Raw genomic sequence first — 21,213 nt, forward strand, 5'->3', positions numbered from 1 at the left:
TCTCACTGCCGGAACGGGAAATTGAATGCGCGCAGGAGCGCGCGCGCCTCGTCGTCCGTCTTCGCCGTGGTCACGACGATGACGTCCATGCCGAGGATCGACTCGGCCTTGTCATAGTCGATCTCCGGGAACACGATATGCTCCTTGATGCCGAGGGCGTAGGAGCCGCGTCCGTCGAAGGACTTGGGGTTCAGGCCACGGAAATCGCGAACGCGCGGCAGCGCGATCGTGATGAGCCGGTCCAGAAATTCATACATGCGCGTCTTGCGCAGCGTGACCTTGGCGCCGATCGGCATGTTCTCGCGCACCTTGAAGGTCGAGATCGCCTTGCGGGCCCGGGTCACCACCGGCTTCTGTCCGGCGATGAGGCTGAGGTCGGCTGCCGCGGAGGTCACCTTCTTGGTGTCGTTGACCGCTTCGCCGACGCCCATGTTCAGCACGATCTTCTCGATCGCCGGCACTTCGAAAGCGTTCTTATAGCCGAACTCTTCCATGAGCTTGGCGCGAACCACTTCCTCATAGTGCTTTTTCAGCCGGACCTCATAGGGCCCCTCTGGAAGCGTCTTCGGTCCGGCGGAGCGTCCCTCGCCGCCTTCATGCGACGCGGCGGCGGGAGCGGATTTCGACTTCGCGCCCTTCTTGGCGTCGCCTTCCGCCTTCGGAGCCTTAGCGGCTTTCGGCTTCTTTTCCTCAGCCATCGATCTGTTCTCCGGAACGCTTGGCGATGCGGACCTTGCGGCCGTCATCGAGAATCTTGAAACCGACGCGCGTCGGCTTGCCGTCCTTGGGATCGGCGACCGCGAGATTGGAGAGGTCGAGCGCCGCCGCCTTGGTGACGATGCCCGCCTCCTGCGTGCGCGTCTGGCGCTGGTGGCGCTTGACGAGATTGACACCCTCGACCACGGCGCGACCTTCCGTCGGCAGCACCTGGAGCACCTGACCGGCGCGGCCCTTGTCGCGACCGGCGAGAACGACGACGCGGTCGCCTTTCTTGATTTTCGCGGCCATTACAGCACCTCCGGCGCGAGCGAAATGATCTTCATATGGTTCTTGGCGCGCAGCTCGCGCGGCACGGGTCCGAAGATGCGCGTGCCGATCGGCTCTTTCTGATTGTTGATCAGAACCGCCGCATTGGAATCGAAGCGAATGACCGAGCCGTCGGCGCGCTTGATGTCCTTCGCCGTGCGGACCACGACCGCCTTCAGCACGTCGCCCTTTTTCACGCGACCGCGCGGAATCGCCTCCTTGATCGAGACGACGATAATGTCGCCGACGCCGGCGTATTTGCGCTTTGAGCCGCCCAGCACCTTGATGCACATGACGCGGCGGGCGCCCGAGTTATCGGCGACATCGAGGTTTGTCTGCATCTGTATCATGGCTTATCCCGCCTTTCGTCTCGGTCTGGTTTCGGTTCCCCGACTTCGCCCGAGAAAACCATTCCACTCGTCTCGTCTATTCGAGGCCTTACGCCTTGCCGTCGGCTTCGACGACACGCCAGCGCTTCAGTCTCGAAATCGGCGCGGTCTCTTCGATCGTGACCTCGTCGCCGACCTTGAATGTCTGCGCTTCGTCATGCGCGTGATAGTTCTTCGTGCGACGAACCGTCTTCTTGAACAGCGGATGGGTGAAGCGGCGCTCCACCTTCACCACCACGGTCTTGTTCTGCTTGTCGCTGACCACGACGCCCTGGAGAATCCGCTTCGGCATTGGCGCTCTCTCAACTCTGTTGTTCAGCGCGCTTCTGCGCGGCGATGGATTTGGCGCGAGCGATGTCGCGACGCACGACGCGCACACGCGCGGTGTTCTCGAGCTGGCCGGTCGCTCGCTGGAAGCGCAGATTGAACTGCTCTTTCTTCAGCTTCAGCACTTCCTCGTCCAACAGATCGAGAGAGAGCGCGCGAAGATCGGAGACGCGTTGCTTGTTCGTGCTCATGATCCCAATCCTCACTCGGCGATGCGCTCGATGAAGCGCGTCTTGATCGGCAGCTTTGCGGCGGCGAGCGTCAACGCTTCGCGCGCGAGCTCGCCGGAGACGCCGTCGACCTCGAACATGATGCGGCCCGGCGCGACGCGCACGGCCCAGAGCTCGGGCGCGCCCTTGCCTTTACCCATGCGCACCTCGGTCGGCTTTTTGGAGACCGGCACATCGGGGAAGATGCGGATCCACACGCGGCCAGCGCGCTTCATGTGGCGCGTCATGGCGCGGCGAGCCGCCTCGATCTGGCGCGCGGTGACGCGCTCCGGCTCGAGGGCCTTGAGGCCGAACTGCCCGAAGTTCAGCGAAAAGCCGCCCTTGGCGTTTCCGTGGATGCGGCCTTTGAAGGCCTTGCGGAACCTGGTGCGTTTGGGTTGCAACATGATGTCGAACTCTCGAAATTAGGCCGCGTCGCGGGGTTCGCGCGGCTCGCGGCGACGACGCTCGCCATGATGGTCGCGCTCTCCGCCGCCGGCGGCCTGCTCGGCCTGACGCTTGTCCTGCGCCATCGGATCATGCTCAAGGATCTCGCCCTTGAAGATCCAGACCTTGATGCCACAGGCGCCATAGGCGGTATGCGCGGTGGCGACGCCATAGTCGACGTCGGCGCGCAGCGTGTGCAGCGGCACGCGGCCCTCGCGATACCATTCGAGACGCGCGATCTCCGCGCCGCCCAGACGGCCCGAGCAATTGATGCGAATTCCCTGCGCGCCGAGACGGATCGCAGACTGCACGGCGCGCTTCATCGCGCGGCGGAAGGCGACACGGCGCTCGAGCTGCTGCGCGATCGAATCGGCGACCAGCGTCGCCTCGACCTCGGGCTTGCGCACCTCGACGATATTGATCACCACTTCGCTGCCGGTGAGCTTGCCGACCAGCTTGCGGATCTTGTCGATGTCCGCGCCCTTCTTGCCGATGACGACGCCCGGCCGCGCCGAGTAGATCGTCACGCGGCACTTCTTGTGCGGACGCTCGATGACGATGCGCGACACCGCAGCCTGCTTCAGCTGCTTCGCCACCGCTGCGCGAATGGCGAGATCCTCGTGCAGGAGCTTGGCGTATTCGCCCTTGCTCGCGAACCAGCGCGAATCCCAGGTGCGGTTGACGCCGAGGCGCAGCCCGATCGGATTGACCTTCTGACCCATCGTAGGCTCCCTTTAGGCTTTCGCCGGCGTTTCGACTTCGCGGACGATGATCGTCAGATTCGCGAAGGGCTTCTCGATCCGGCTGGAGCGACCGCGCGCCCGCGCCGCAAAGCGCCGCATGACGAGCGATTTGCCCACGAAGGCCTGCGCGACGATCAGATCGTCGACATCGAGGCCGTGATTGTTCTCCGCATTGGCGATGGCGCTCTCCAAGGTCTTCTTCACCTCGTGAGCGATGCGCTTGCGCGAGAATTCGAGATCGGCGAGCGCGCGATCGACCTTCTTGCCCCGGATGAGCTGGGCCAGAAGATTGAGCTTCTGCGGGGAGACGCGCAGCGTGTTGGCGACGGCTTTCGCCTCATTGTCGGCCAGCGCGCGCGGATTGCTCGGCTTGGACATTCGATCAGCCCCTCTTCGACTTCTTGTCCGCCGCATGACCATGGAAGGTGCGGGTCGGAGAGAATTCGCCGAACTTGTGCCCGATCATGTCTTCGCTGACAGCCACCGGCACATGTTTGTGGCCATTATGCACGCCGAAGGTCAGTCCGACGAACTGCGGCAGAATGGTGGAGCGACGACTCCAGATCTTGATGATGTCATTGCGTCCCGAAGCACGCGCGGTCTCCGCCTTCTTCAGCAGATAGCCGTCGACGAACGGGCCCTTCCAGATAGAGCGAGCCATGGATCAGCCCTTCTTCTTCTTGGCGTGCCGCGAGGACACGATGAATTTGTCGGTCTTCTTGTTCGTGCGGGTCTTCTTGCCCTTGGTCGGCTTGCCCCAGGGCGTCACCGGATGACGACCGCCCGAGGTTCGGCCCTCGCCGCCGCCGTGCGGATGGTCGACCGGGTTCATAGTGACGCCGCGATTGTGCGGGCGACGGCCGAGCCAGCGTGAACGACCCGCTTTGCCGAGCGAGATGTTCATGTGGTCAGGATTCGACACGGCACCGATCGTCGCGAAGCACTGTCCATGCACGAGACGCTGCTCGCCTGAGTTCAGGCGAAGGATCACATAGCCCTGGTCGCGACCGACGATCTGCGCGTAATTGCCCGCCGAGCGGGCGATCGCGCCGCCCTTGCCGATCTTCATCTCGACATTGTGGACGATCGTGCCGACCGGAATATTGCCGATCGGCATCGCATTGCCAGGCTTCACATCGACCTGAGCGCCGGACACCACCTCGTCGCCGACCGAAAGACGCTGCGGCGCGAGAATATAGGAGAGCTCATCATCCGCATAACGGATGAGCGCAATGAAGGCGGTGCGGTTCGGATCATATTCGATCCGCTCCACCTTGGCGGCGACATCGAGCTTGCGACGCTTGAAGTCGACGATACGATAGGCCTGCTTATGGCCGCCGCCGCGGAAGCGCACGGTGATACGACCATTGTTGTTGCGGCCGCCCTTGGACGTCTTGCCCTCGGTGAGGGTCTTGACGGGCTTGCCCTTGTAGAGATCGCTGCGGTCGACGATGACGAGCTGACGAAGGCTCGGCGTGACCGGCTTGAATGTCTTCAGCGCCATGGTTTTGTCCTCGAGCCTGCCTTAGAGTCCCGTCGTCACGTCGATCTTATGGCCTTCGGCCAGAGTGACGATCGCCTTCTTCACATCCGACTGCCGGCCGCGCACACCCCTAAAGGCGCGCACCTTGCCCTTGCGCAGCAGCGTGTTGACGGCCTCGACCTTCACATCGAACAGACCTTCCACCGCCGCTTTGATCTGCGGCTTGGTGGCGGTCCGAGCGACATTGAAGACCACTTTGTTCTGTTCCGAGGCGATCGTCGCCTTCTCGGTGATGACCGGCGATACGATCACGTCGTAATGGCGCACATCCTTGCTCATTTCAGGCGCGCCTCCAGCGCATCGATCGCCGCGCGGGTCAGCACCAGCTTCTCACGGCGCAGAATGTCGTAGACATTGACGCCCTGAACCGGCAGCACGTCGATCCTCGGCAGATTGCGCGCCGCCAGCGCGAAATTCGCCTGCGGCTCCGCGCCGTCGATGATGAGCGCGCTGGAAAGCCCCGTCTTGTCGAAGCCGGCCTTCAGGAGCTTTGTCTTCGGCTCCAAGAGCGAGGCGTTCTCCCAGACGATGATGGCGCCGTCCTTGGCTTTGGCCGAGAGAGCGTGCTTCAGAGCGAGAACGCGAACCTTCTTGGGAAGGTCGTGCTCGTGACTGCGCACCACCGGGCCGAAGGCGCGGCCGCCGCCGATGAACTGCGGCGCGCGCCGCGATCCGTGACGGGCGCCGCCCGTACCCTTCTGCTTGTGCAGCTTCTTGCCTGTGCGGGCGATGTCCGCACGGTTCTTCACTGCATGCGTGCCTGCCCGCCGCTTGGCGAGCTGCCAGCGAATCATGCGGAAGATGAGATCCTGGCGCGGTTCGAGCCCGAAAATCTCGTCCGCCAGCTCGATCGAGCCGGCATCCTGGCCGTCGTACGACGTGACGCTGATCTGCACCACGGCTCAGTCCTCCTTCTTGTCTTCTTGCGCGGCGGGAGCTTCCGCCAGTCGATATTTGCCGGGCTGCGGCGCTTCCGCCGGCAGCGCCCGCTTCACCGCGTCGCGCACAAAAATCCAGCCGCCGGCGTGTCCGGGCACAGAGCCCTCGACCAGCAGCAGGCCGCGCTCGACGTCCGTCTGCACAACCCGCAAATTCTGCGTGGTCACGCGGTCGACGCCCATATGGCCGGCCATCTTCTTGTTCTTGAAGGTCTTGCCCGGATCCTGACGGCCGCCGGTCGAACCATGCGAACGATGCGAGATCGACACGCCGTGCGTGGCGCGCAGACCGCCGAAGTTCCAGCGCTTCATCGCGCCGGCGAAGCCCTTGCCGATCGTCGTGCCGGTCACGTCGACGAACTGGCCGACGACGAAATGATCGGCGGTGATCTCGGCGCCGACGGGAAGCAGCTCCGTCTCCTCGACGCGGAACTCGGCGAGCTTCAGCTTCGGCTCGACCTTGGCGACGGCGAAACGGCCGCGTTCGGCTTTGGAGACGTTCTTCACCTTGGCGCGGCCGATGCCGAGCTGCACGGCGGTGTAGCCGTTCTGCTCTTTGGTCCGATGGGCGACGACTTGGCAGCCGTCGAGCTTCAGCACCGTGACCGGCACATGCTCGCCCGCTTCGGTGAAGACGCGGGTCATTCCGACCTTTTGCGCGATGACGCCAGACCGCATGATCTCTTCCTTCGAAAGGCGCGTCGCTCTGATGGCGAGAGGCGCCCGGTTCATTTCTCTTCTTACAGCTTGATTTCGACGTCGACGCCGGCGGCGAGATCGAGCTTCATCAGCGCGTCCACCGTCTGCGGGGTCGGATCGACGATATCGAGCACGCGCTTATGCGTCCTGATCTCGAACTGCTCGCGCGATTTCTTATCGATATGCGGCGAGCGGTTCACCGTGAATTTCTCGATCTTGGTCGGCAGCGGAATCGGCCCACGCACCTGCGCGCCCGTGCGCTTGGCGGTGGAGACGATTTCCTTCGTCGACGTATCGAGAATCCGGTGATCGAACGCCTTCAGGCGAATCCGGATATTCTGTCCGTTCATCAGCGTCTTCCTCTTGGACCGCGAGCCGCGGCGCGCTCTGGACTGCGAGCCTTCGAGGCTCGCAGTCCGTTTCTCGAATGCGAGGCGAGACGCCTCACGGTCCAGATTTCTCTTATTCGATGATCGAGGCGACGACGCCGGCGCCGACGGTGCGGCCGCCTTCGCGAATAGCGAAGCGCAGCTTCTCCTCCATGGCGATCGGAACGATGAGGTTCACCTCCATCGCCACATTATCGCCCGGCATCACCATTTCGACGCCCTCGGGAAGGGTCACAATGCCCGTCACATCGGTCGTGCGGAAGTAGAATTGCGGACGATAGTTGGTGAAGAACGGCGTATGACGGCCGCCCTCTTCCTTCGTCAGAATATAGGCTTCCGCCTTGAACTTGGTGTGCGGCTTCACGGAGCCGGGCTTGGCCAGAACCTGGCCGCGCTCCACGTCCTCGCGCTTGGTGCCGCGCAGCAGCGCGCCGATATTGTCGCCCGCCTCGCCCTGATCGAGCAGCTTGCGGAACATTTCGACGCCCGTCACCGTCGTCTTGATCGTCGGACGAATGCCGACGACCTCGACTTCCTCGCCGACCTTGACCACGCCGCGCTCGACGCGACCCGTCACCACCGTGCCGCGGCCCGAGATCGAGAACACGTCCTCCACCGGCATCAGGAAGGGCTGATCCTTCGGACGCTCCGGCTGCGGAATATATTCATCGACCGTCTGCATCAGCTTCAGGATCGCATCATGGCCGATTTCCGGCGTCTTGTTCTCGAGCGCCGCCAGAGCCGAGCCCTTGGTGATCGGAATATCGTCGCCGGGGAACTCGTATTTCGACAGCAGCTCGCGCACTTCGAGCTCGACGAGCTCGAGCAGCTCCGGATCGTCGACCATATCGACCTTGTTCAGAAACACGACCAGCGCCGGCACGCCGACCTGGCGGGCGAGCAGAATATGCTCGCGCGTCTGCGGCATGGGGCCGTCGGCGGCGGAGACGACGAGGATCGCGCCGTCCATCTGCGCGGCGCCGGTGATCATGTTCTTCACATAATCGGCGTGGCCGGGGCAGTCGACGTGGGCGTAATGGCGATTGGCGGTCTCATATTCGACGTGCGCCGTCGAGATGGTGATGCCGCGGGCGCGCTCCTCGGGGGCCTTGTCGATCTGGTCATAGGCCGTGAAGGTCGCGCCGCCGCTCTCGGCCAGAACCTTGGTGATCGCCGCCGTCAGCGACGTCTTGCCATGGTCCACGTGACCGATCGTGCCGATGTTGCAATGCGGCTTCGTGCGTGAGAATTTTTCCTTGGCCATGGCCACACTCCTTTAGAGACTTATTCCGGGACGTTCGCGACGATCAGGCGTATTTGGCCTGAACCTTCTTCGACTCCGCCTCGGGGACCTGGTCGTAGTGGTCGAATTGCATCGTGTAGTTCGCGCGTCCCTGGGTGAAGGAACGCAGCTGATTGACATAGCCGAACATGTTGGCGAGCGGCACCATCGCGTCGACGACCACCGCATTGCCGCGCATGTCCTGACCCTGGATCTGCCCGCGCCGCGAGTTGATGTCGCCGATGACCGAGCCCGTATATTCCTCGGGAGTCACCACCTCGACCTTCATGATCGGCTCGAGCAGCACCGAGCCACCCTTCTGCAGCGCGTCGCGGAACGCCGCGCGCGAGGCGATTTCGAAGGCGAGCACCGACGAGTCGACGTCGTGGAAGCCGCCGTCGATCAGCGTCGCCTTGACATCGACGACAGGGAAGCCCGCGAGAATGCCGGACCCCATCACGCTGTTGATGCCCTTTTCGACGCCGGGGATATATTCCTTCGGCACCGAGCCGCCGACGATCTTCGACTCGAAGACATTGCCGGCGCCCGCTTCGTTCGGCTCGAAAATGATGATGACGCGCGCGAACTGGCCGGTGCCGCCGGTCTGCTTCTTATGCGTGTAGTCGATCTCGACGCGCTTCGTCAGCCGCTCGCGATAGGCGACTTGCGGCGCGCCGATATTGGCGTCGACCTTATAGGTGCGCTTCAGAATATCGACCTTGATGTCGAGATGCAGCTCGCCCATGCCCTTGAGGATGGTCTGGCCACTCTCCTGATCGGTCGAGACGCGGAAGGACGGATCCTCGGCGGCGAGCTTCTGCAGCGCGATGCCGAGCTTCTCCTGATCGGCCTTGGACTTCGGCTCGATGGCGATCTCGATGACCGGCTCCGGGAACTCCATGCGCTCCAGAATCGCGGGCTTCAGAATGTCGCAGAGCGTGTCGCCGGTGCGGGTTTCCTTGAGGCCGGCGAGGGCGACGATGTCGCCCGCATAGGCCTCCTTGATGTCCTCGCGGTTGTTGGCGTGCATCAGCAGCATGCGGCCGACGCGCTCTTTCTTGTCCTTGGTCGAGTTGAGCACGGTCGTGCCCGAGTCGATCTTGCCGGAATAGACGCGGCAGAAGGTGATGGTGCCGACGAAGGGGTCGTCCATGATCTTGAAGGCGAGCATGGAGAAAGGCTCGCTGTCGGACGGATTGCGCACGAGCTCGGCGCCCGTGTTCATGTCGACGCCCTTGATCGCCTCGCGATCGACGGGCGACGGCAGATAGTCGACGACCGCGTCGAGCAGCGGCTGCACGCCCTTGTTCTTGAAGGCCGAGCCGCAGAACACCGGATGGAAGGCCGTGTAGCGGACAGCCTTGCGGACGAGGCGCTTCAGCGTCTCCTCGCTCGGCTCCTGGCCGTCGAGATAGGCGGCCATGGCGTCGTCGTCGAGCTCGACCGCCGCCTCGATCAGCGTGGTGCGATATTCCTTCGCCTTCTCGACGAGGTCGGCCGGGATCTCTTCGTCGTGATATTTCGCGCCGAGGCCCTCGTCGTCCCACACCACCGCCTTCATGCGAACGAGGTCGATGATGCCCTTGAACAGATTCTCGGAGCCGATCGGCAATTGCAGGCAGACCGGCTTGCCGCCGACCTTGGTGACGATGTCGTCGACGCAACGGTAGAAATCGGCGCCGATCTTGTCCATCTTATTGACGAAGACGACGCGCGGAACCGCATATTTGTCGGCCTGACGCCATACGGTCTCGGTCTGAGGCTCGACGCCTTGATTGCCGTCGAGAACGCAGACGGCGCCGTCGAGCACGCGCAGCGAACGCTCCACCTCGATGGTGAAGTCGACGTGGCCGGGCGTGTCGATGATGTTCAGACGTTTACCGTTCCAGAAGGTCGTCGTCGCGGCCGAGGTGATGGTGATGCCGCGCTCTTGCTCCTGCTCCATCCAATCCATCGTCGCGGCGCCTTCATGCACCTCGCCGATCTTATGGCTCTTGCCGGAGTAATAGAGAATGCGCTCGGTCGTCGTCGTCTTGCCCGCGTCGATGTGGGCCATGATGCCGAAGTTGCGATAGTCTTCGATGGGATGGCTACGGGGCATAGCAGATGTCCTCGATCAGAGGGCGACGGAAACGGGTTACCAGCGATAGTGCGAGAAGGCGCGGTTCGCTTCCGCCATGCGGTGCGTGTCCTCGCGCTTCTTCACCGCATTGCCGCGGTTGTTGGAGGCGTCGAGCAGCTCCGCCGAAAGACGATCGACCATCGTCTTGTCGTTGCGGGCGCGCGCCGCCGTGATGATCCAGCGGATCGCCAGCGCCTGACGACGCTCGTTGCGAACCTCGACCGGCACCTGATAGGTGGCGCCGCCGACGCGCCGCGAGCGAACCTCGATCGCCGGAGCGACATTTTCGAGGGCCGATTTGAACACCTGCAGAGGGTCGCTCTTGGCCTTGGCCTCGATGATGTCGAAGGCTCCGTAGACGATCGCCTCGGCGACCGACTTCTTGCCGTCATACATGATCGAGTTCATGAATTTGGTGACGACGGAATCGCCGAACTTGGCGTCCTCGATGATTTCCCGCTTCTCGGCGCGATGGCGACGCGACATGGCTCTCGCTCCTTACTTCGGACGCTTCGCGCCGTATTTCGAACGGCGTTGCTTGCGATCTTTGACGCCCTGCGTGTCGAGCACGCCGCGCAGAATGTGATAGCGCACGCCGGGAAGATCCTTCACGCGGCCGCCGCGGATCATGACCACCGAGTGCTCCTGCAGATTGTGGCCCTCGCCCGGAATATAGCCGATGACCTCGAAGCCATTGGTCAGGCGCACCTTGGCGACCTTGCGGAGAGCCGAGTTCGGCTTCTTCGGCGTCGTCGTATAGACGCGCGTGCAGACGCCGCGCTTCTGGGGGCAGGCCCCGAGATGGCGGGACTTCTCGCGGTAGGTCTTCGGTTGCCGCGGCTTGCGGATCAACTGGCTGATCGTCGGCATTCCAGGTCCTTCGCTCCAGATCCTCGCGCCATCCTCGAGCGCTCGGCGAATTGGCGAATAATCGAACATTCGCCCGCGTTCCCTAGAACGCAAGCGAACCGAGCGCCCTCGGCCCTTCGGCCCAAGGCGCTCCTCATGCAGAGGACCCCGGAATCCGGGGTCGTGCCTTCCTGTCGGACGCTTTCGCGCCCCATGATTACCAACTGCGTGGCAGTCTCAGGTGAGGCCGACAGCGTATAAGTTCGAAGGATCGCGAGCGCGGCGCTTGCGACGACATGAACTTACGGCCTGTCGAAAGTGGGCGGAACCTAATGTCGCCTTTTCCCCGCGTCAAGCGCAGATTGTGTCATGCAGAAGAAAATTAGCGTTCGATGAAATTAAGGCGAAGGTCGCGTCCGCGAATTGGGGCGAAGATATCGCCGCATGCGCCCCTGCGCCCACTCCCGCGCAGGGGTGCGAGGGTTCATGGGAGGAAGCGCGCGGCCTATTCCCTCCGCCGAAAAGACCGGCTATCGCTGCGCCATCCCTTACGAGAAAGAGCCGCAGGATGAAACTCCCCAATCAATTCTACCGCCCGCTCGCCATCGGCGCGCCGGCTCCCTTGCGCGAGCTGCCGGTCAAGGTCGAGCGGATGATCCATTTCGTCCCGCCGCATCTGGAAAAGCTGCGCGCCAAAGTGCCGGAGCTCGTCCGCCAAGTGGACGTCGTGCTCGGCAATCTCGAGGACGCCATTCCCGCCGACGCCAAGGAAGCGGCCCGCAAAGGCTTCATCGAAATGGCGAAATCGACGGAGTTCGGCTCGACTGGCCTTTGGACGCGCATAAATTCGCTGAATTCGCCCTGGATTCTGGACGATTTGATCGAGATCGTCGCCGCAGTCGGCAATAAGCTCGACGTCGTCATGCTGCCCAAGGTCGAAGGGCCCTGGGACATTCATTATGTCGATCAGTTGCTCGCCCAGCTCGAGGCGCGCAACGGGGTGACGAAGCCCATTCTCATCCACGCCATTCTGGAGACCGCGGAGGGCGTGAAGAATGTCGACGCCATCGCCTCGGCGAGCCCGCGCATGCATGGCATAAGCCTCGGCCCGGCCGATCTCGCGGCCTCGCGCGCGATGAAGACGACGCGCGTCGGCGGCGGCCATCCCGATTATCGCGTCCTCGCCGACGCCGATCCGGGCCAGGGCCTGCGCCCGTCCTATCAGCAGGATTTGTGGCATTATACGATCGCGAAAATGGTCGACGCCTGCGCCTCGGCGGGAATCAAGGCCTTCTATGGCCCGTTCGGCGACTTCTCCGATTCGCCGGCCTGCGAATCGCAGTTCCGCAACGCCTTCCTGCTCGGCTGCGCGGGCGCCTGGTCGCTGCATCCGACGCAGATCGCCATCGCCAAGCGCGTGTTCTCGCCCGATCCGGCGGAAGTCGCCTTCGCGCGCCGCGTGCTGGAGGCGATGCCGGACGGCACGGGCGCGGTGATGATCGACGGCCGCATGCAGGACGACGCCACCTGGAAGCAATGCAAGGTCGTCGTGGACCTCGCGCGCCAGGTCGCCGCCAATGATCCGGACTATGCGGCGATCTATGGTTTTTGAGCCCTCGCGCGGGCGGTCCGCCGCCCGCGCGCCGGCGTTGACGCGAGCAGCGGCGCTGCGCTACCGTTTCGGACGGTGTGCAGCGTAACAACGGCGTCGATCGATATGACGAGAGAGTGTATCGCCAAATTCACGATCGGGCAGGTCGTCAAGCACCGCCGCTATCCGTTTCGCGGCGTGATCTACGACGTCGATCCCGAATTCGCCAATACGGAAGAGTGGTGGCTGTCCATTCCGGAGGAAGTCCGGCCGCGCAAGGACCAGCCCTTCTACCATCTCTTCGCCGAGAATTCGGAGACCGAATATGTCGCCTATGTCTCGGAGCAGAATCTTGTTCCCGACAATTCCGGCGACCCGGTTCGCCATCCGCAGGTCGAGGAGACCTTCGAGCGCTCGTCGGACGGCTTCTATCGGGTGAAGTCGGTCAAGCGGCACTGAAGAAAGCGCCGCTCCGCGGACCCCTCCCCGACGGGGGGAGAAATCCGCGGCATGCGGACCTCATTTTCCGGCGGGGGCGGCCGGCTTCTGCTGGCTCTCGAGCTTCTTGCGCTCGTCGTCGGCCTTCTTCTGCAGCTCTTCCTGAAGCTTCTTCTGCTGCTCCTCGAGCACCTTCGGGTCGACGGGCGGGCCGTCATAGGACTTGCCGAAGCCCGACAGCGGCAGGAGGAAGGTCACTTCATTGTTGACCTGGTTCTTGACGACGATCGTCATCTTATCGGCCTTCTTCATCGAATCGATGAGCGCCGTCTTGACCTTGGCCTGAGCGAAACAGCCATTGGGGAAGCAGATCTCGAACTCGCCGGCCTCCAGCGCGCCCGCGCCGACCGCGAAGCGGAAGCCAGGCTTCAGCAGCAGGCCCGGCGGCAGCAGCAGGCGGATGATCTTGCTGTCGTCGCCCTTGGGATCGTAGACCGCGAGCGCCAGCAGAGGCTGATCGGCCTGAGCGCCGAAGTCGCGCGTCGTGTAGCAGATTTCCTTCTTCGACTGCTGATCCGCGCCGCAGACCTTGGTCCATTCCGGCTGCACGGGGACGAGATCGGCCTTGATCGGACCCTGAGGCGCTTGCTGCTGCTGAGCCGGAGCCGGCTGCGCAGGAGCGGGCGCAGGCGCCGGGCCGGCCGGCCGGGGAGCCGGCTTTTGCTGGGCTTGCGCCGCCCCCGCCGAAACGAGGAAGACCCCCGTCAGCACCGCAGCGACGATCCGCGGAAATTGCATTGGCATAAGTCGTCCTTTCGAGTAGTGCGTGATCGAGTGGGCGCACGGGGCGTCATTCGCGCGAGGAAAGAGCCTCTTATCTGCTTCGTCCTCGGTCTTCGCCCTGGGACGGGGCGAAAGGTAGACGGCTAGCCTCATACAAAATCGACGCGCCGAATTCCAGCGGGCGCCTCGAGGCTCGAGCGAAACCGCTCGGCGCGAGGGGACGAGACGCCCAAGCCTGCGCAGCCCTCGTATTTCCAAGAAGATATGTGATTATCCCGAGTCCGTCGGAGACGTCTTGTCCCGGTCCGCCCGCCCTGGAATATGGTCTGCCCATGACGATTCGAGCGATTCGCGCCGCAGTTCTCGCCACGCTTTTCCCCTTGTTCTTCGCAGGGGCGCAAGGCGCGAGCGTCATCGCCGCCCCTAGTCATGGCCTCGCCATGCATGGCGAACCGGCCCTTCCCCCCGATTTCGACCATCTGCCCTACGCCGATCCGCAGGCCAAGCCGGGCGGACGGCTGCGAATCGGCCTGCAAGGCGCCTTCGACAGCCTCAATCCCTTCAACCTCAAGGCCGGCTCCACCGCGCAGGGGCTGGAGGGCAATGTCATTCAGCGGCTGATGGCGCGCTCTCTGGACGAGCCTTTCACCGTCTATGGCGTCCTCGCGCGCTCGATCGAGGTCGATGATTCGCGCGAGCATGTGACCTTCCGTCTCGATCCGCGCGCGCGATTCTCGGACGGCGCGCCGCTCACCTCGGCGGATGTGCTGTTCTCCTTCGAGCTGCTCAAGGCCAAGGGACGCCCGCAGCAGAGAAGCGCCTATGGCCTCGTCAAGCGCGTCGAGACGTCGGACGCGCAGACGATCAGCTTCGATCTCACCGGCGCCAATGATCGCGAGCTGCCGCTCATCCTCGGCTTTCTGCCCGTGCTGCCGAAACACGCGACCGACGTCGAGCATTTCACCGACGCAACGCTGAAGCCGCCCATCGGCTCCGGCCCCTATGTCGTCGAGGATATCGAGCCGGGAGCGCGGCTGGTGCTGAAGCGCGACCCCTCCTATTGGGGCAAGGACCTGCCCATGCAGCGCGGCCTCTATAATTTCGATCAGATCGACGTGAATTATTTCCGCGACGCCAATTCGCTGTTCGAGGCCTTCAAGGCCGGCGTCGTCGATTATCGCGAGGAATCCAACACCACGCGCTGGGCGAGCGGCTATGACTTCCCGGCCGTGCGCGACGGGCGCGTCGCCGTCGAGACGCTGCCGAGCCCCGGCCCCAAGGGCATGGAGGGCTTCGTCTTCAACACGCGGCGGCCGATGTTCGCCGATGCGCGCCTGCGCGAGGCGCTCGGCCTCATGTTCGATTTCGAATGGATCAACGCCAATCTCTATTCCGGCCTCTACACGCGCACCAAGAGCTTCTTCGACGAATCGGAGCTCGCCTCCACCGGCCGCCCGGCCAGCGAGGCGGAGCGCGCGCTGCTCGCCCCCTTCCCCGGCGCGGTGCGCGAGGATTTTCTGGAAGGACGCTGGCGCCCGCCCGTCCATGACGGCACCGGCCGCGATCGCGAGCCGGCCCGCCATGCGCTGGAGCTGCTCGGCGAGGCCGGCTACAAGCTCGTCGACAATCAGCTCGCGAAAGACGGCGTCCCGCTCTCCTTCGAGATCATGGTCGCCAATCGCGATCAGGAGCGGCTCGCGCTGTTCTTCGCCTCCTCGCTGCAGCGCATAGGCGTGACGGCGAACGTGCGCCTCGTCGATGAAGTGCAATATCAACGCCGCCGCCAGAAATTCGAGTTCGACGTGATGTTCGGGACCTGGACCGCCTCGGCCTCGCCCGGCAATGAGCAGCGCATGCGCTGGGGCTCCGTAAGCGCCGCGCAAGAAGGCTCCTATAATCTCGCCGGAGCCTCCTCTGCGGCGATCGACGCGCTCATCCGGGCGCTGCTTTCCGCTCGCGGGCGCGAGGATTTCGTCGCCGCCGTGCGCGCCTACGACCGCGCGCTGCTCTCCGGTTTCTACATCGTGCCGCTCTTTCACTCTTCGACGCAATGGATCGCTCATTCGACCAAAATCGCGAGGCCGTCGACATTGCCCCGCTACTCTCCCTTGTTTGGCGCCACGCTAGAGACCTGGTGGAGGACGGAGCCGTGAACCTCGCAGACAGCGCCGGCCGCCGCGACGGCGCCCTCGCGCGCGCCCATCCGCTGACCATGTTCGGCCTCGATGCGCTCATCGCCGGCGCCGCCCGGCTGCGCCCTGCGCGCATCGCCGCCGGCGATGCGTCGACGGGCGCCGAGCTCGACCACGCCGAGCTCGACCGCCGCGTCGCCGCCTTCCGCGCCGATCTGCGCGGCTTCGACTTCCAGCCCGGCGAGCGCATCCTTCTTTTCGCTGCGCCGAGCTCGGCCACGCTCGTCACGCTCATCGGAATCATCTCGGCCGGCCTCGAGCCCGTCGCGGCGCCGCTCGGCCTCTCGATCGGCGCTCTGGCGGCGGGCGCGCGGGCCGTCTCGGCCGCGGCCCTCGTCGCGCCGGCCTCGGTCGGCGGCCAGAGCCTCGAGGAGCTCGTCTTCGGCGTCGCCTCTCAGGCGCCCTCGGTGCGGCTCATCGGCTCGCTCGGCCCGGGGACGATCGACGGCGCCGTCGATTTCGGCCCGCGCTCGCGGAACGAGAACGATTCGCCCACGGCGACGCGCGCCGCCCCGAGCAAGAAAGTGCTGATCGGCGCGCTCGACCAATATGGCGCGCCGCAATTCCACGAGCAGGCGGGGCTCATTTCCGCGAGCCTCGGCCTCATCGCCAAGGCGCATGTCAATGGCTCGGCGCCGCTGCTGTCGCTGGTCTCGCCGGGGTCGATCGGCGGGCTCGTCGCGGGGCCGCTCGCCTCGCTGCTCTCCGGCGCGGCGCTGCATTTCCTCTCGCCCTTCGACGGCGCCGCTTTTCTCGCGGCGCTCGATGCGCTCGGCCCGGTCCGCCTCGTCGCGCCGCGCGCGGTGATGGCCGATCTCGACGCCGCCGGTCTGCTGACGAGCGGCGCCGTGCTCGCCTGCATCGCCGTCCACCGCGCCGGCGAGGAGGAGCAAGGTTTCGAGCCCTCGCATCCCTACTCCTGTCCGATCGTCGAAATCGGCGCCGACGGCGCAATCCGTCCCACGGCGCGGGGAGCCTCCGGCCGCGCGACCTATTGAGCGAGCCGCTCCAGCGTCGCCACATCCCGCGCGCCGGCGCAGCAGCGCTCGATCGCCGCTTCGAAAAGCGTCTCCTGCGGCGCGACGGCGGCGAACAATGTCATGCAGGATTTGAATTTGCGATCGTCCGGCGCGCCGAAAATCTCGGCGAGCGGACGGCCCGCGGCGAGAACGAGCCTCGTGCAGGCGCGCAGCCGCTCGCCGAGCGTTTCATGCGCGAGAAAAGCGCGCGCCTCCGCCGCCGAGCGGATCGCGTAGCGTATCGCCATGGGGCTCGAGCCGAGCCCCTCGATCTGCGGAAAGACGAACCACATCCAATGGGTCCGCTTGCGCCCCGCGCGCAGCTCCGCCACGACCTCCTCGACAACCGGCGCCTGCGCCTCGACGAAACGGCGTAGGTCGAAAACATCGTCGTCGGACATGTTTCGCCTCCATAGAGCGTTTCCAGCCGAAGTGGATGCCGTTCGGCGTTGGAAACGCGTCAAAAGCCTAGAGTCTTTCCGTGTTTCAACGAAACACGGAAAGACTCTAGGCGCGGGACGGCCCGTTACTTCGCCCCCGCCCGCCGACCCACGAGCGCCGCCAGCGCGGCGCCCTCGCGCTCGAGCGCGTCGAGAATCCCGCTCTTGATGCGCCCCACCAGCCCCGGCCCCTCATAGACGAGCGCGCTATAGAGCTGCACTAGGCTCGCGCCCGCCTCGATCTTGGCCAGCGCCGTCGCGGCCGAATCGACTCCGCCGACGCCGATGAGCGGAAACTGCCGCTCGACACGCAAAAACGTCTCGCCGAGCATTCGCGTCGAGAGATCGAAGAGCGGCGCGCCCGAGAGCCCGCCCGCCTCTTTCGCGAAACGCGAAACGAGCGCGTCCGGCCGCGCCAGCGTCGTGTTGGAGACGATCATCCCGTCGATCTCTCGCGCGCGCGCGACGCTCACCACATCGTCGAGCTGCTCCAACGAAAGATCCGGCGCGATCTTCAACAGAACGGGGCGGCGGCGCTTCGCCCGCTCGCGCGCCGAAAGAACCCGCGCCAAAAGCTCGGAGAGCGCCGTCTTCTCCTGCAGATCGCGCAGGCCCGGCGTGTTGGGCGAGGAGACATTGACGGTGAAATAGCTCGCCAGCTCGGAGAAGGCCGCAATGCCGCGCTCATAATCGGCGATGCGGTCGGCGGCGTCCTTATTGGCGCCGATGTTGACGCCGACGATTCCGCCGCGCGAACGTCGGGCGAGCAGCCGCTCATAAGCGAGCGTATGGCCGACATTGTTGAAGCCGTAGCGATTGACGATTCCGCGATCCTCGGCCAGCCGAAACACGCGCGGACGGGCGTTGCCGGCCTGCGGAAGCGGCGTCAACGTGCCGACCTCGGTGAAGCCGAAGCCCATGGCCAGCATGGCGTCGGGAACCTCGGCGTTTTTGTCGAAGCCGGCGGCGAGGCCGATCGGATTGGGAAAATCGAGGCCGAAGGCGCCGACCGCCAGGCGCACATCGTCGCGCGGCGGCCGCGGCGCCGGCATCAGCTGCAAGGCGGCGATCGTCGCCTGATGCGCCGTCTCCGGCGGCAGGCGGCGAAACAGCGCGGTCGCGAGATCGCCGAAGAAGACCTCGATCATTCGAGGAGCCCCGCGAAATCATGTCCGCCGTCGTCACGTAGCGGCAGCGGCGCGACGCTGGCGACGCTGGCGACGGGCAGCGTTCCGTAGAGATGAGGGAAGAGATCGCCGCCGCGCGAGGGCTCCCATTTCAGCGCGTCGCCGAGAGGCTCGGCCTCGACGGCGACGAGCAGGAGATCGGCGACATTGGCGAAATAGCGCGCCGCCGTCTCCTCGACCTGCGCGCGGGTCGAGAAATGAATGTAACCGTCGGCAAGATCGATCCCGGCGCCGGCGAAAACGCCCGCCGCCTCGGCCTCACGCCAGAGGAGAGCGGGGAGGAGTTTGTAGATGAGGGTCATGGGGCGAGAGATAGCAGGCGTCGGCCTCGGTCGGAAAGCGGTCATCGACTGCAAACGACCGCGGCGCCGCAGACCGGCTGCTCAGCCAGTCGCGTTGGTGCTATGATCGAGCGACCAAGTCGAGCCGAGAGCCAACGAAGGATTTCGAGGGATGATCACCGTCTTCGGCGAAGGGAGAGGGTTCCGGGTCGTCTGGCTGCTGGAGGAGATGGGTCTCGCATACCGGCTGAGGCCCGTAGACCTGCTGGTCGGCGTCGAGCACGACGCGGAATATCTGGCCGTCAACCCCGCCGGGTTCATCCCCGCGATCCAGGATGGCGACGTCACCATGGTCGAGTCGATCGCGATCATGGAGTATCTGATGGCGCGCTATGGGCCGACGCCGCTCGCGCCGGACCCGCACGATCCCGCTTTCCCGGCGTATCAGCAATTCCTCCACCTCGGCGAAGCCGGCCTCGCCGCCTCGATGTATCTCGTCGTCGTCAGCCGCAATCTCGCGCCCGAGGCCGATCGGCAGAATTGGGGAGCAGCCAAGGCGCTGAAGCTATTTACGAACCGGCTGGGATTGGTCACCCGGCGCCTCGCGCGCTCGCCCTATCTCGCAGGCGACAGCTTCACCGCGGCCGACATTTCGGTGACCTACGCCCTGGAGTTCGCCGAAAGAACTGGTTGCTTCACCCTCGGCGAAGCGGAGCGAGCCTATGTGACCCGCACCAGCGAACGCGAAGCCTATAAGCGGGCCATGGAAACCTGTCAGGCCACGAAAGCATGGGTCGCGCAGCTGGCCGGGCGATGAGAGATGCGCTCCGCCCACTTCGCACCTATCTTCCCCCCATGACCCCGGCCCAATTCCACGCCTCCCTCGCCGCAGAGACGCCCCCTACCCTCTCGCCGCCGCTGCTCGCGCTGTGGCGCGACGCCAAGGGGGATTGGGACGGCGCGCATAAATGCGTCGATACGTCCGCCGAGACGCAGGCCATGTGGGTCCACGCCTATCTGCATCGCAGGGAAGGCGATCTCGGCAACGCCGGCTATTGGTACGCTCGCGCCGGCAGGCCGCCCGCGACCGGCCCGCTCGGGCAAGAATTCGAGGAGATCCTCGCCGTTCTGCTCGGGTGATATCGTCCTTCGAAGCTTTTGCGTGCCGCAAAAAGCGCCTCAGGATGAGGAGGCTGCTGGTCTCAGAGCGAGAATCTCGCGAGCCTTGGCCGCGTCTTCCCGCATTTGCGCGGTCAGCGCGTCGAGCGAGGGGAATTTCGCCTCGCCGCGGATGAAGCCGATGAAGGCGACCTCCACCGTCTTGTCATAGAGATCGCCGTCGAAATCGAAGACGAAGACCTCGAGCAGCGGCGCGCCCTCCGCCTCGACCGTCGGCCGACGGCCGAAATTGGCGACGCCCTCGCGCAGCACGCCATCCGCCTCCAGCGTCACCGCATAAATGCCGTGGCGCAGCTTGCTCGAGGGGTCGAGCGCGATATTGGCGGTCGGGAAGCCCAATGTGCGGCCGAGCTGGCGGCCTCTGCCGACGACGCCCTCGACGAAATAAGGATGGCCGAGCAGCCGCGTCGCCAGCGCGACATCGCCGGCGGCGAGCGCCTCGCGCGTCGCGGTGGAGGAGACTGCCTCGAGGCTCCCAGCCTCGTCCTGCGTGATTCGCGGCACGATCTCGACCTGAAAGCCGAGTCGCTCGCCCTCGGCGCGCAGAAATTCGGGATTGCCGGCGCGCTTGGCGCCGAAGCAGAAATCATAGCCCGCCACCGCCGCCGAGACGCCGAGCCTTCGAGCGAGAATCTCCTCGGTGAACTCGCGCGGCGGGCGGGCGGCGAAATCCCCGTCGAAAGTGAGGATCACCATCCCGTCCAGGCCGAGGCGGGCGAGCAGCGCGGCCTTGGCGTCCGGCGGCGTCAGGCGGAAGATGACAGATTTGCCCGCGAAGCAATCGGCCGGATGCGGCTCGAAAGTGAGCAGCGCGCAGGGCTTGCCGAGCTTTTGCGCCAGCGCCTGCGCATGGGCGATGACGCCACGATGGCCGCGGTGCAACCCGTCGAAATTGCCGATGGCGACGACTGCCCCCTCGAGCCCCGGCGGCGGGGCGAGCGGATCTCGGGCGACGATGAAGGGATGCGCGGAAGACAAGGCGGCGTCCAAGGCTTTGTGCGGTGCAGGAGCCGGCTCACTTTGGTTCGGATGACGCGTCATGTCCAGAGCGAGAGGGTCGCAGCGCTTGCGAGACCGCTGCGCAACCCTCCCCCTCATGCTGAGGAGGCTCCGCAGGAGCCGTCTCGAAGCACGAGGGGG

Annotated in this window: 29 protein-coding genes; 6 read left to right on the top strand and 23 right to left on the bottom strand. The window is 64.9% G+C overall.

Going from position 1 to position 21,213, the window contains the following annotated elements; all coding sequences use genetic code 11:
* Window positions 1–2: 2 nt before the first annotated feature.
* The 18 genes from rplE to rpsL all read right to left on the bottom strand — a co-directional run bounded on the left by rplE (window position 3) and on the right by rpsL (window position 10,984).
* Complete coding sequence (gene rplE, locus IY145_RS05620; RefSeq protein ID WP_196407305.1) at window positions 3–698, bottom strand: 50S ribosomal protein L5; 696 nt, start codon at window positions 696–698, stop codon at window positions 3–5.
* Window positions 691–1,008 carry a 50S ribosomal protein L24 gene (rplX, locus tag IY145_RS05625; RefSeq protein ID WP_196407306.1) on the bottom strand — a complete coding sequence of 106 codons (318 nt, stop codon included), beginning with the start codon at window positions 1,006–1,008 and terminating at the stop codon, window positions 691–693. The genes rplE and rplX overlap by 8 nt, the downstream gene beginning before the upstream one ends.
* On the bottom strand, window positions 1,008–1,376 hold the full coding sequence (rplN, locus tag IY145_RS05630; RefSeq protein WP_018266630.1) for a 50S ribosomal protein L14: 369 nt from the start codon (window positions 1,374–1,376) through the stop codon (window positions 1,008–1,010). Before rplN ends, rplX begins: the two co-directional genes overlap by 1 nt.
* An 88-nt stretch (window positions 1,377–1,464) precedes the next feature.
* Window positions 1,465–1,707: a 30S ribosomal protein S17 gene (gene rpsQ, locus IY145_RS05635; protein WP_196407307.1), complete on the bottom strand. Its 243-nt coding sequence runs from the start codon at window positions 1,705–1,707 to the stop codon at window positions 1,465–1,467.
* A 10-nt stretch (window positions 1,708–1,717) separates the two neighbouring features.
* Complete coding sequence (gene rpmC, locus IY145_RS05640) at window positions 1,718–1,933, bottom strand: 50S ribosomal protein L29 (protein WP_108918351.1); 216 nt, start codon at window positions 1,931–1,933, stop codon at window positions 1,718–1,720.
* A gap of 11 nt (window positions 1,934–1,944) precedes the next feature.
* A complete protein-coding gene (gene rplP / locus IY145_RS05645) occupies window positions 1,945–2,358 on the bottom strand; it encodes a 50S ribosomal protein L16 (protein WP_196407308.1) in 414 nt (137 codons plus the stop codon).
* A gap of 18 nt (window positions 2,359–2,376) precedes the next feature.
* Window positions 2,377–3,120: a 30S ribosomal protein S3 gene (gene rpsC / locus IY145_RS05650; protein WP_196407309.1), complete on the bottom strand. Its 744-nt coding sequence runs from the start codon at window positions 3,118–3,120 to the stop codon at window positions 2,377–2,379.
* A 12-nt stretch (window positions 3,121–3,132) separates the two neighbouring features.
* Entirely contained in the window at window positions 3,133–3,519 is a 387-nt protein-coding gene (gene rplV / locus IY145_RS05655) for a 50S ribosomal protein L22 (protein ID WP_018266635.1), read from the bottom strand.
* Window positions 3,520–3,523: 4 nt separating this feature from the next.
* A complete protein-coding gene (gene rpsS / locus IY145_RS05660; protein WP_196407310.1) occupies window positions 3,524–3,802 on the bottom strand; it encodes a 30S ribosomal protein S19 in 279 nt (92 codons plus the stop codon).
* Window positions 3,803–3,805: 3 nt separating this feature from the next.
* Window positions 3,806–4,645: a 50S ribosomal protein L2 gene (gene rplB / locus IY145_RS05665; RefSeq protein WP_196407311.1), complete on the bottom strand. Its 840-nt coding sequence runs from the start codon at window positions 4,643–4,645 to the stop codon at window positions 3,806–3,808.
* Window positions 4,646–4,666: 21 nt separating this feature from the next.
* A complete protein-coding gene (locus IY145_RS05670) occupies window positions 4,667–4,963 on the bottom strand; it encodes a 50S ribosomal protein L23 (RefSeq protein ID WP_196407312.1) in 297 nt (98 codons plus the stop codon).
* Window positions 4,960–5,580 (bottom strand): 50S ribosomal protein L4, encoded by a 621-nt coding sequence (gene rplD / locus IY145_RS05675; RefSeq protein ID WP_196410420.1) that lies wholly within the window; start codon window positions 5,578–5,580, stop codon window positions 4,960–4,962. The genes IY145_RS05670 and rplD overlap by 4 nt, the downstream gene beginning before the upstream one ends.
* A 6-nt stretch (window positions 5,581–5,586) precedes the next feature.
* A complete protein-coding gene (gene rplC, locus IY145_RS05680; protein ID WP_196410421.1) occupies window positions 5,587–6,300 on the bottom strand; it encodes a 50S ribosomal protein L3 in 714 nt (237 codons plus the stop codon).
* A gap of 62 nt (window positions 6,301–6,362) precedes the next feature.
* Window positions 6,363–6,671 carry a 30S ribosomal protein S10 gene (gene rpsJ, locus IY145_RS05685; protein WP_003613511.1) on the bottom strand — a complete coding sequence of 103 codons (309 nt, stop codon included), beginning with the start codon at window positions 6,669–6,671 and terminating at the stop codon, window positions 6,363–6,365.
* A gap of 112 nt (window positions 6,672–6,783) precedes the next feature.
* On the bottom strand, window positions 6,784–7,974 hold the full coding sequence (gene tuf, locus IY145_RS05690) for an elongation factor Tu (RefSeq protein ID WP_196407313.1): 1,191 nt from the start codon (window positions 7,972–7,974) through the stop codon (window positions 6,784–6,786).
* Between the two features lie 43 nt (window positions 7,975–8,017).
* On the bottom strand, window positions 8,018–10,093 hold the full coding sequence (gene fusA / locus IY145_RS05695) for an elongation factor G (protein ID WP_196407314.1): 2,076 nt from the start codon (window positions 10,091–10,093) through the stop codon (window positions 8,018–8,020).
* Between the two features lie 36 nt (window positions 10,094–10,129).
* Window positions 10,130–10,600 carry a 30S ribosomal protein S7 gene (gene rpsG, locus IY145_RS05700; protein ID WP_018266642.1) on the bottom strand — a complete coding sequence of 157 codons (471 nt, stop codon included), beginning with the start codon at window positions 10,598–10,600 and terminating at the stop codon, window positions 10,130–10,132.
* Window positions 10,601–10,612: 12 nt separating this feature from the next.
* Window positions 10,613–10,984, bottom strand: a complete 372-nt coding sequence (gene rpsL / locus IY145_RS05705) for a 30S ribosomal protein S12 (RefSeq protein WP_003610013.1) — start codon at window positions 10,982–10,984, stop codon at window positions 10,613–10,615.
* A 547-nt stretch (window positions 10,985–11,531) separates the two neighbouring features.
* Here rpsL and IY145_RS05710 point away from each other — a divergent pair.
* Both IY145_RS05710 and hspQ read left to right on the top strand, forming a co-directional pair.
* Window positions 11,532–12,575, top strand: coding sequence for a CoA ester lyase (locus tag IY145_RS05710; protein ID WP_196407315.1), 1,044 nt, complete (start codon window positions 11,532–11,534; stop codon window positions 12,573–12,575).
* Between the two features lie 105 nt (window positions 12,576–12,680).
* Window positions 12,681–13,013, top strand: a complete 333-nt coding sequence (gene hspQ / locus IY145_RS05715; RefSeq protein WP_196407316.1) for a heat shock protein HspQ — start codon at window positions 12,681–12,683, stop codon at window positions 13,011–13,013.
* Window positions 13,014–13,073: 60 nt separating this feature from the next.
* On the opposite strand, the gene IY145_RS05720 is transcribed toward hspQ, so the two are convergent.
* Window positions 13,074–13,796: an invasion associated locus B family protein gene (locus IY145_RS05720; protein ID WP_196407317.1), complete on the bottom strand. Its 723-nt coding sequence runs from the start codon at window positions 13,794–13,796 to the stop codon at window positions 13,074–13,076.
* Window positions 13,797–14,107: 311 nt separating this feature from the next.
* Here IY145_RS05720 and IY145_RS05725 point away from each other — a divergent pair, with 311 nt between their 5' ends.
* Complete coding sequence (locus IY145_RS05725; RefSeq protein WP_196407318.1) at window positions 14,108–15,928, top strand: extracellular solute-binding protein; 1,821 nt, start codon at window positions 14,108–14,110, stop codon at window positions 15,926–15,928.
* Window positions 15,925–16,965: an AMP-dependent synthetase gene (locus IY145_RS05730; RefSeq protein WP_312030559.1), complete on the top strand. Its 1,041-nt coding sequence runs from the start codon at window positions 15,925–15,927 to the stop codon at window positions 16,963–16,965. Before IY145_RS05725 ends, IY145_RS05730 begins: the two co-directional genes overlap by 4 nt.
* Here IY145_RS05730 and IY145_RS05735 read toward each other — a convergent pair.
* The 3 genes from IY145_RS05735 to IY145_RS05745 form a co-directional block, all read right to left on the bottom strand.
* Window positions 16,959–17,387 (bottom strand): DUF1810 domain-containing protein, encoded by a 429-nt coding sequence (locus IY145_RS05735; RefSeq protein WP_196407319.1) that lies wholly within the window; start codon window positions 17,385–17,387, stop codon window positions 16,959–16,961. The genes IY145_RS05730 and IY145_RS05735 overlap by 7 nt on opposite strands.
* A gap of 125 nt (window positions 17,388–17,512) precedes the next feature.
* The gene (locus tag IY145_RS05740; protein ID WP_196407320.1) at window positions 17,513–18,574 is read right to left on the bottom strand and encodes a quinone-dependent dihydroorotate dehydrogenase; all 1,062 of its coding nucleotides are present in this window, start codon (window positions 18,572–18,574) and stop codon (window positions 17,513–17,515) included.
* Window positions 18,571–18,915 (bottom strand): DUF952 domain-containing protein, encoded by a 345-nt coding sequence (locus tag IY145_RS05745; RefSeq protein WP_196407321.1) that lies wholly within the window; start codon window positions 18,913–18,915, stop codon window positions 18,571–18,573. Before IY145_RS05745 ends, IY145_RS05740 begins: the two co-directional genes overlap by 4 nt.
* 151 nt (window positions 18,916–19,066) lie before the next feature.
* On the opposite strand from IY145_RS05745, the gene IY145_RS05750 reads away from it, so the two are divergent.
* Together IY145_RS05750 and IY145_RS05755 are read left to right on the top strand one after the other, a co-directional pair.
* Complete coding sequence (locus IY145_RS05750) at window positions 19,067–19,711, top strand: glutathione S-transferase family protein (protein WP_196407322.1); 645 nt, start codon at window positions 19,067–19,069, stop codon at window positions 19,709–19,711.
* 38 nt (window positions 19,712–19,749) lie between these two features.
* Complete coding sequence (locus IY145_RS05755; RefSeq protein ID WP_196407323.1) at window positions 19,750–20,034, top strand: hypothetical protein; 285 nt, start codon at window positions 19,750–19,752, stop codon at window positions 20,032–20,034.
* 39 nt (window positions 20,035–20,073) lie between these two features.
* On the opposite strand, the gene IY145_RS05760 is transcribed toward IY145_RS05755, so the two are convergent.
* Window positions 20,074–21,063: a bifunctional riboflavin kinase/FAD synthetase gene (locus tag IY145_RS05760; protein ID WP_196407324.1), complete on the bottom strand. Its 990-nt coding sequence runs from the start codon at window positions 21,061–21,063 to the stop codon at window positions 20,074–20,076.
* Window positions 21,064–21,213 lie beyond the last annotated feature (150 nt).

Source organism: Methylosinus sp. H3A, from assembly GCF_015709455.1.
GTDB lineage: Bacteria > Pseudomonadota > Alphaproteobacteria > Rhizobiales > Beijerinckiaceae > Methylosinus.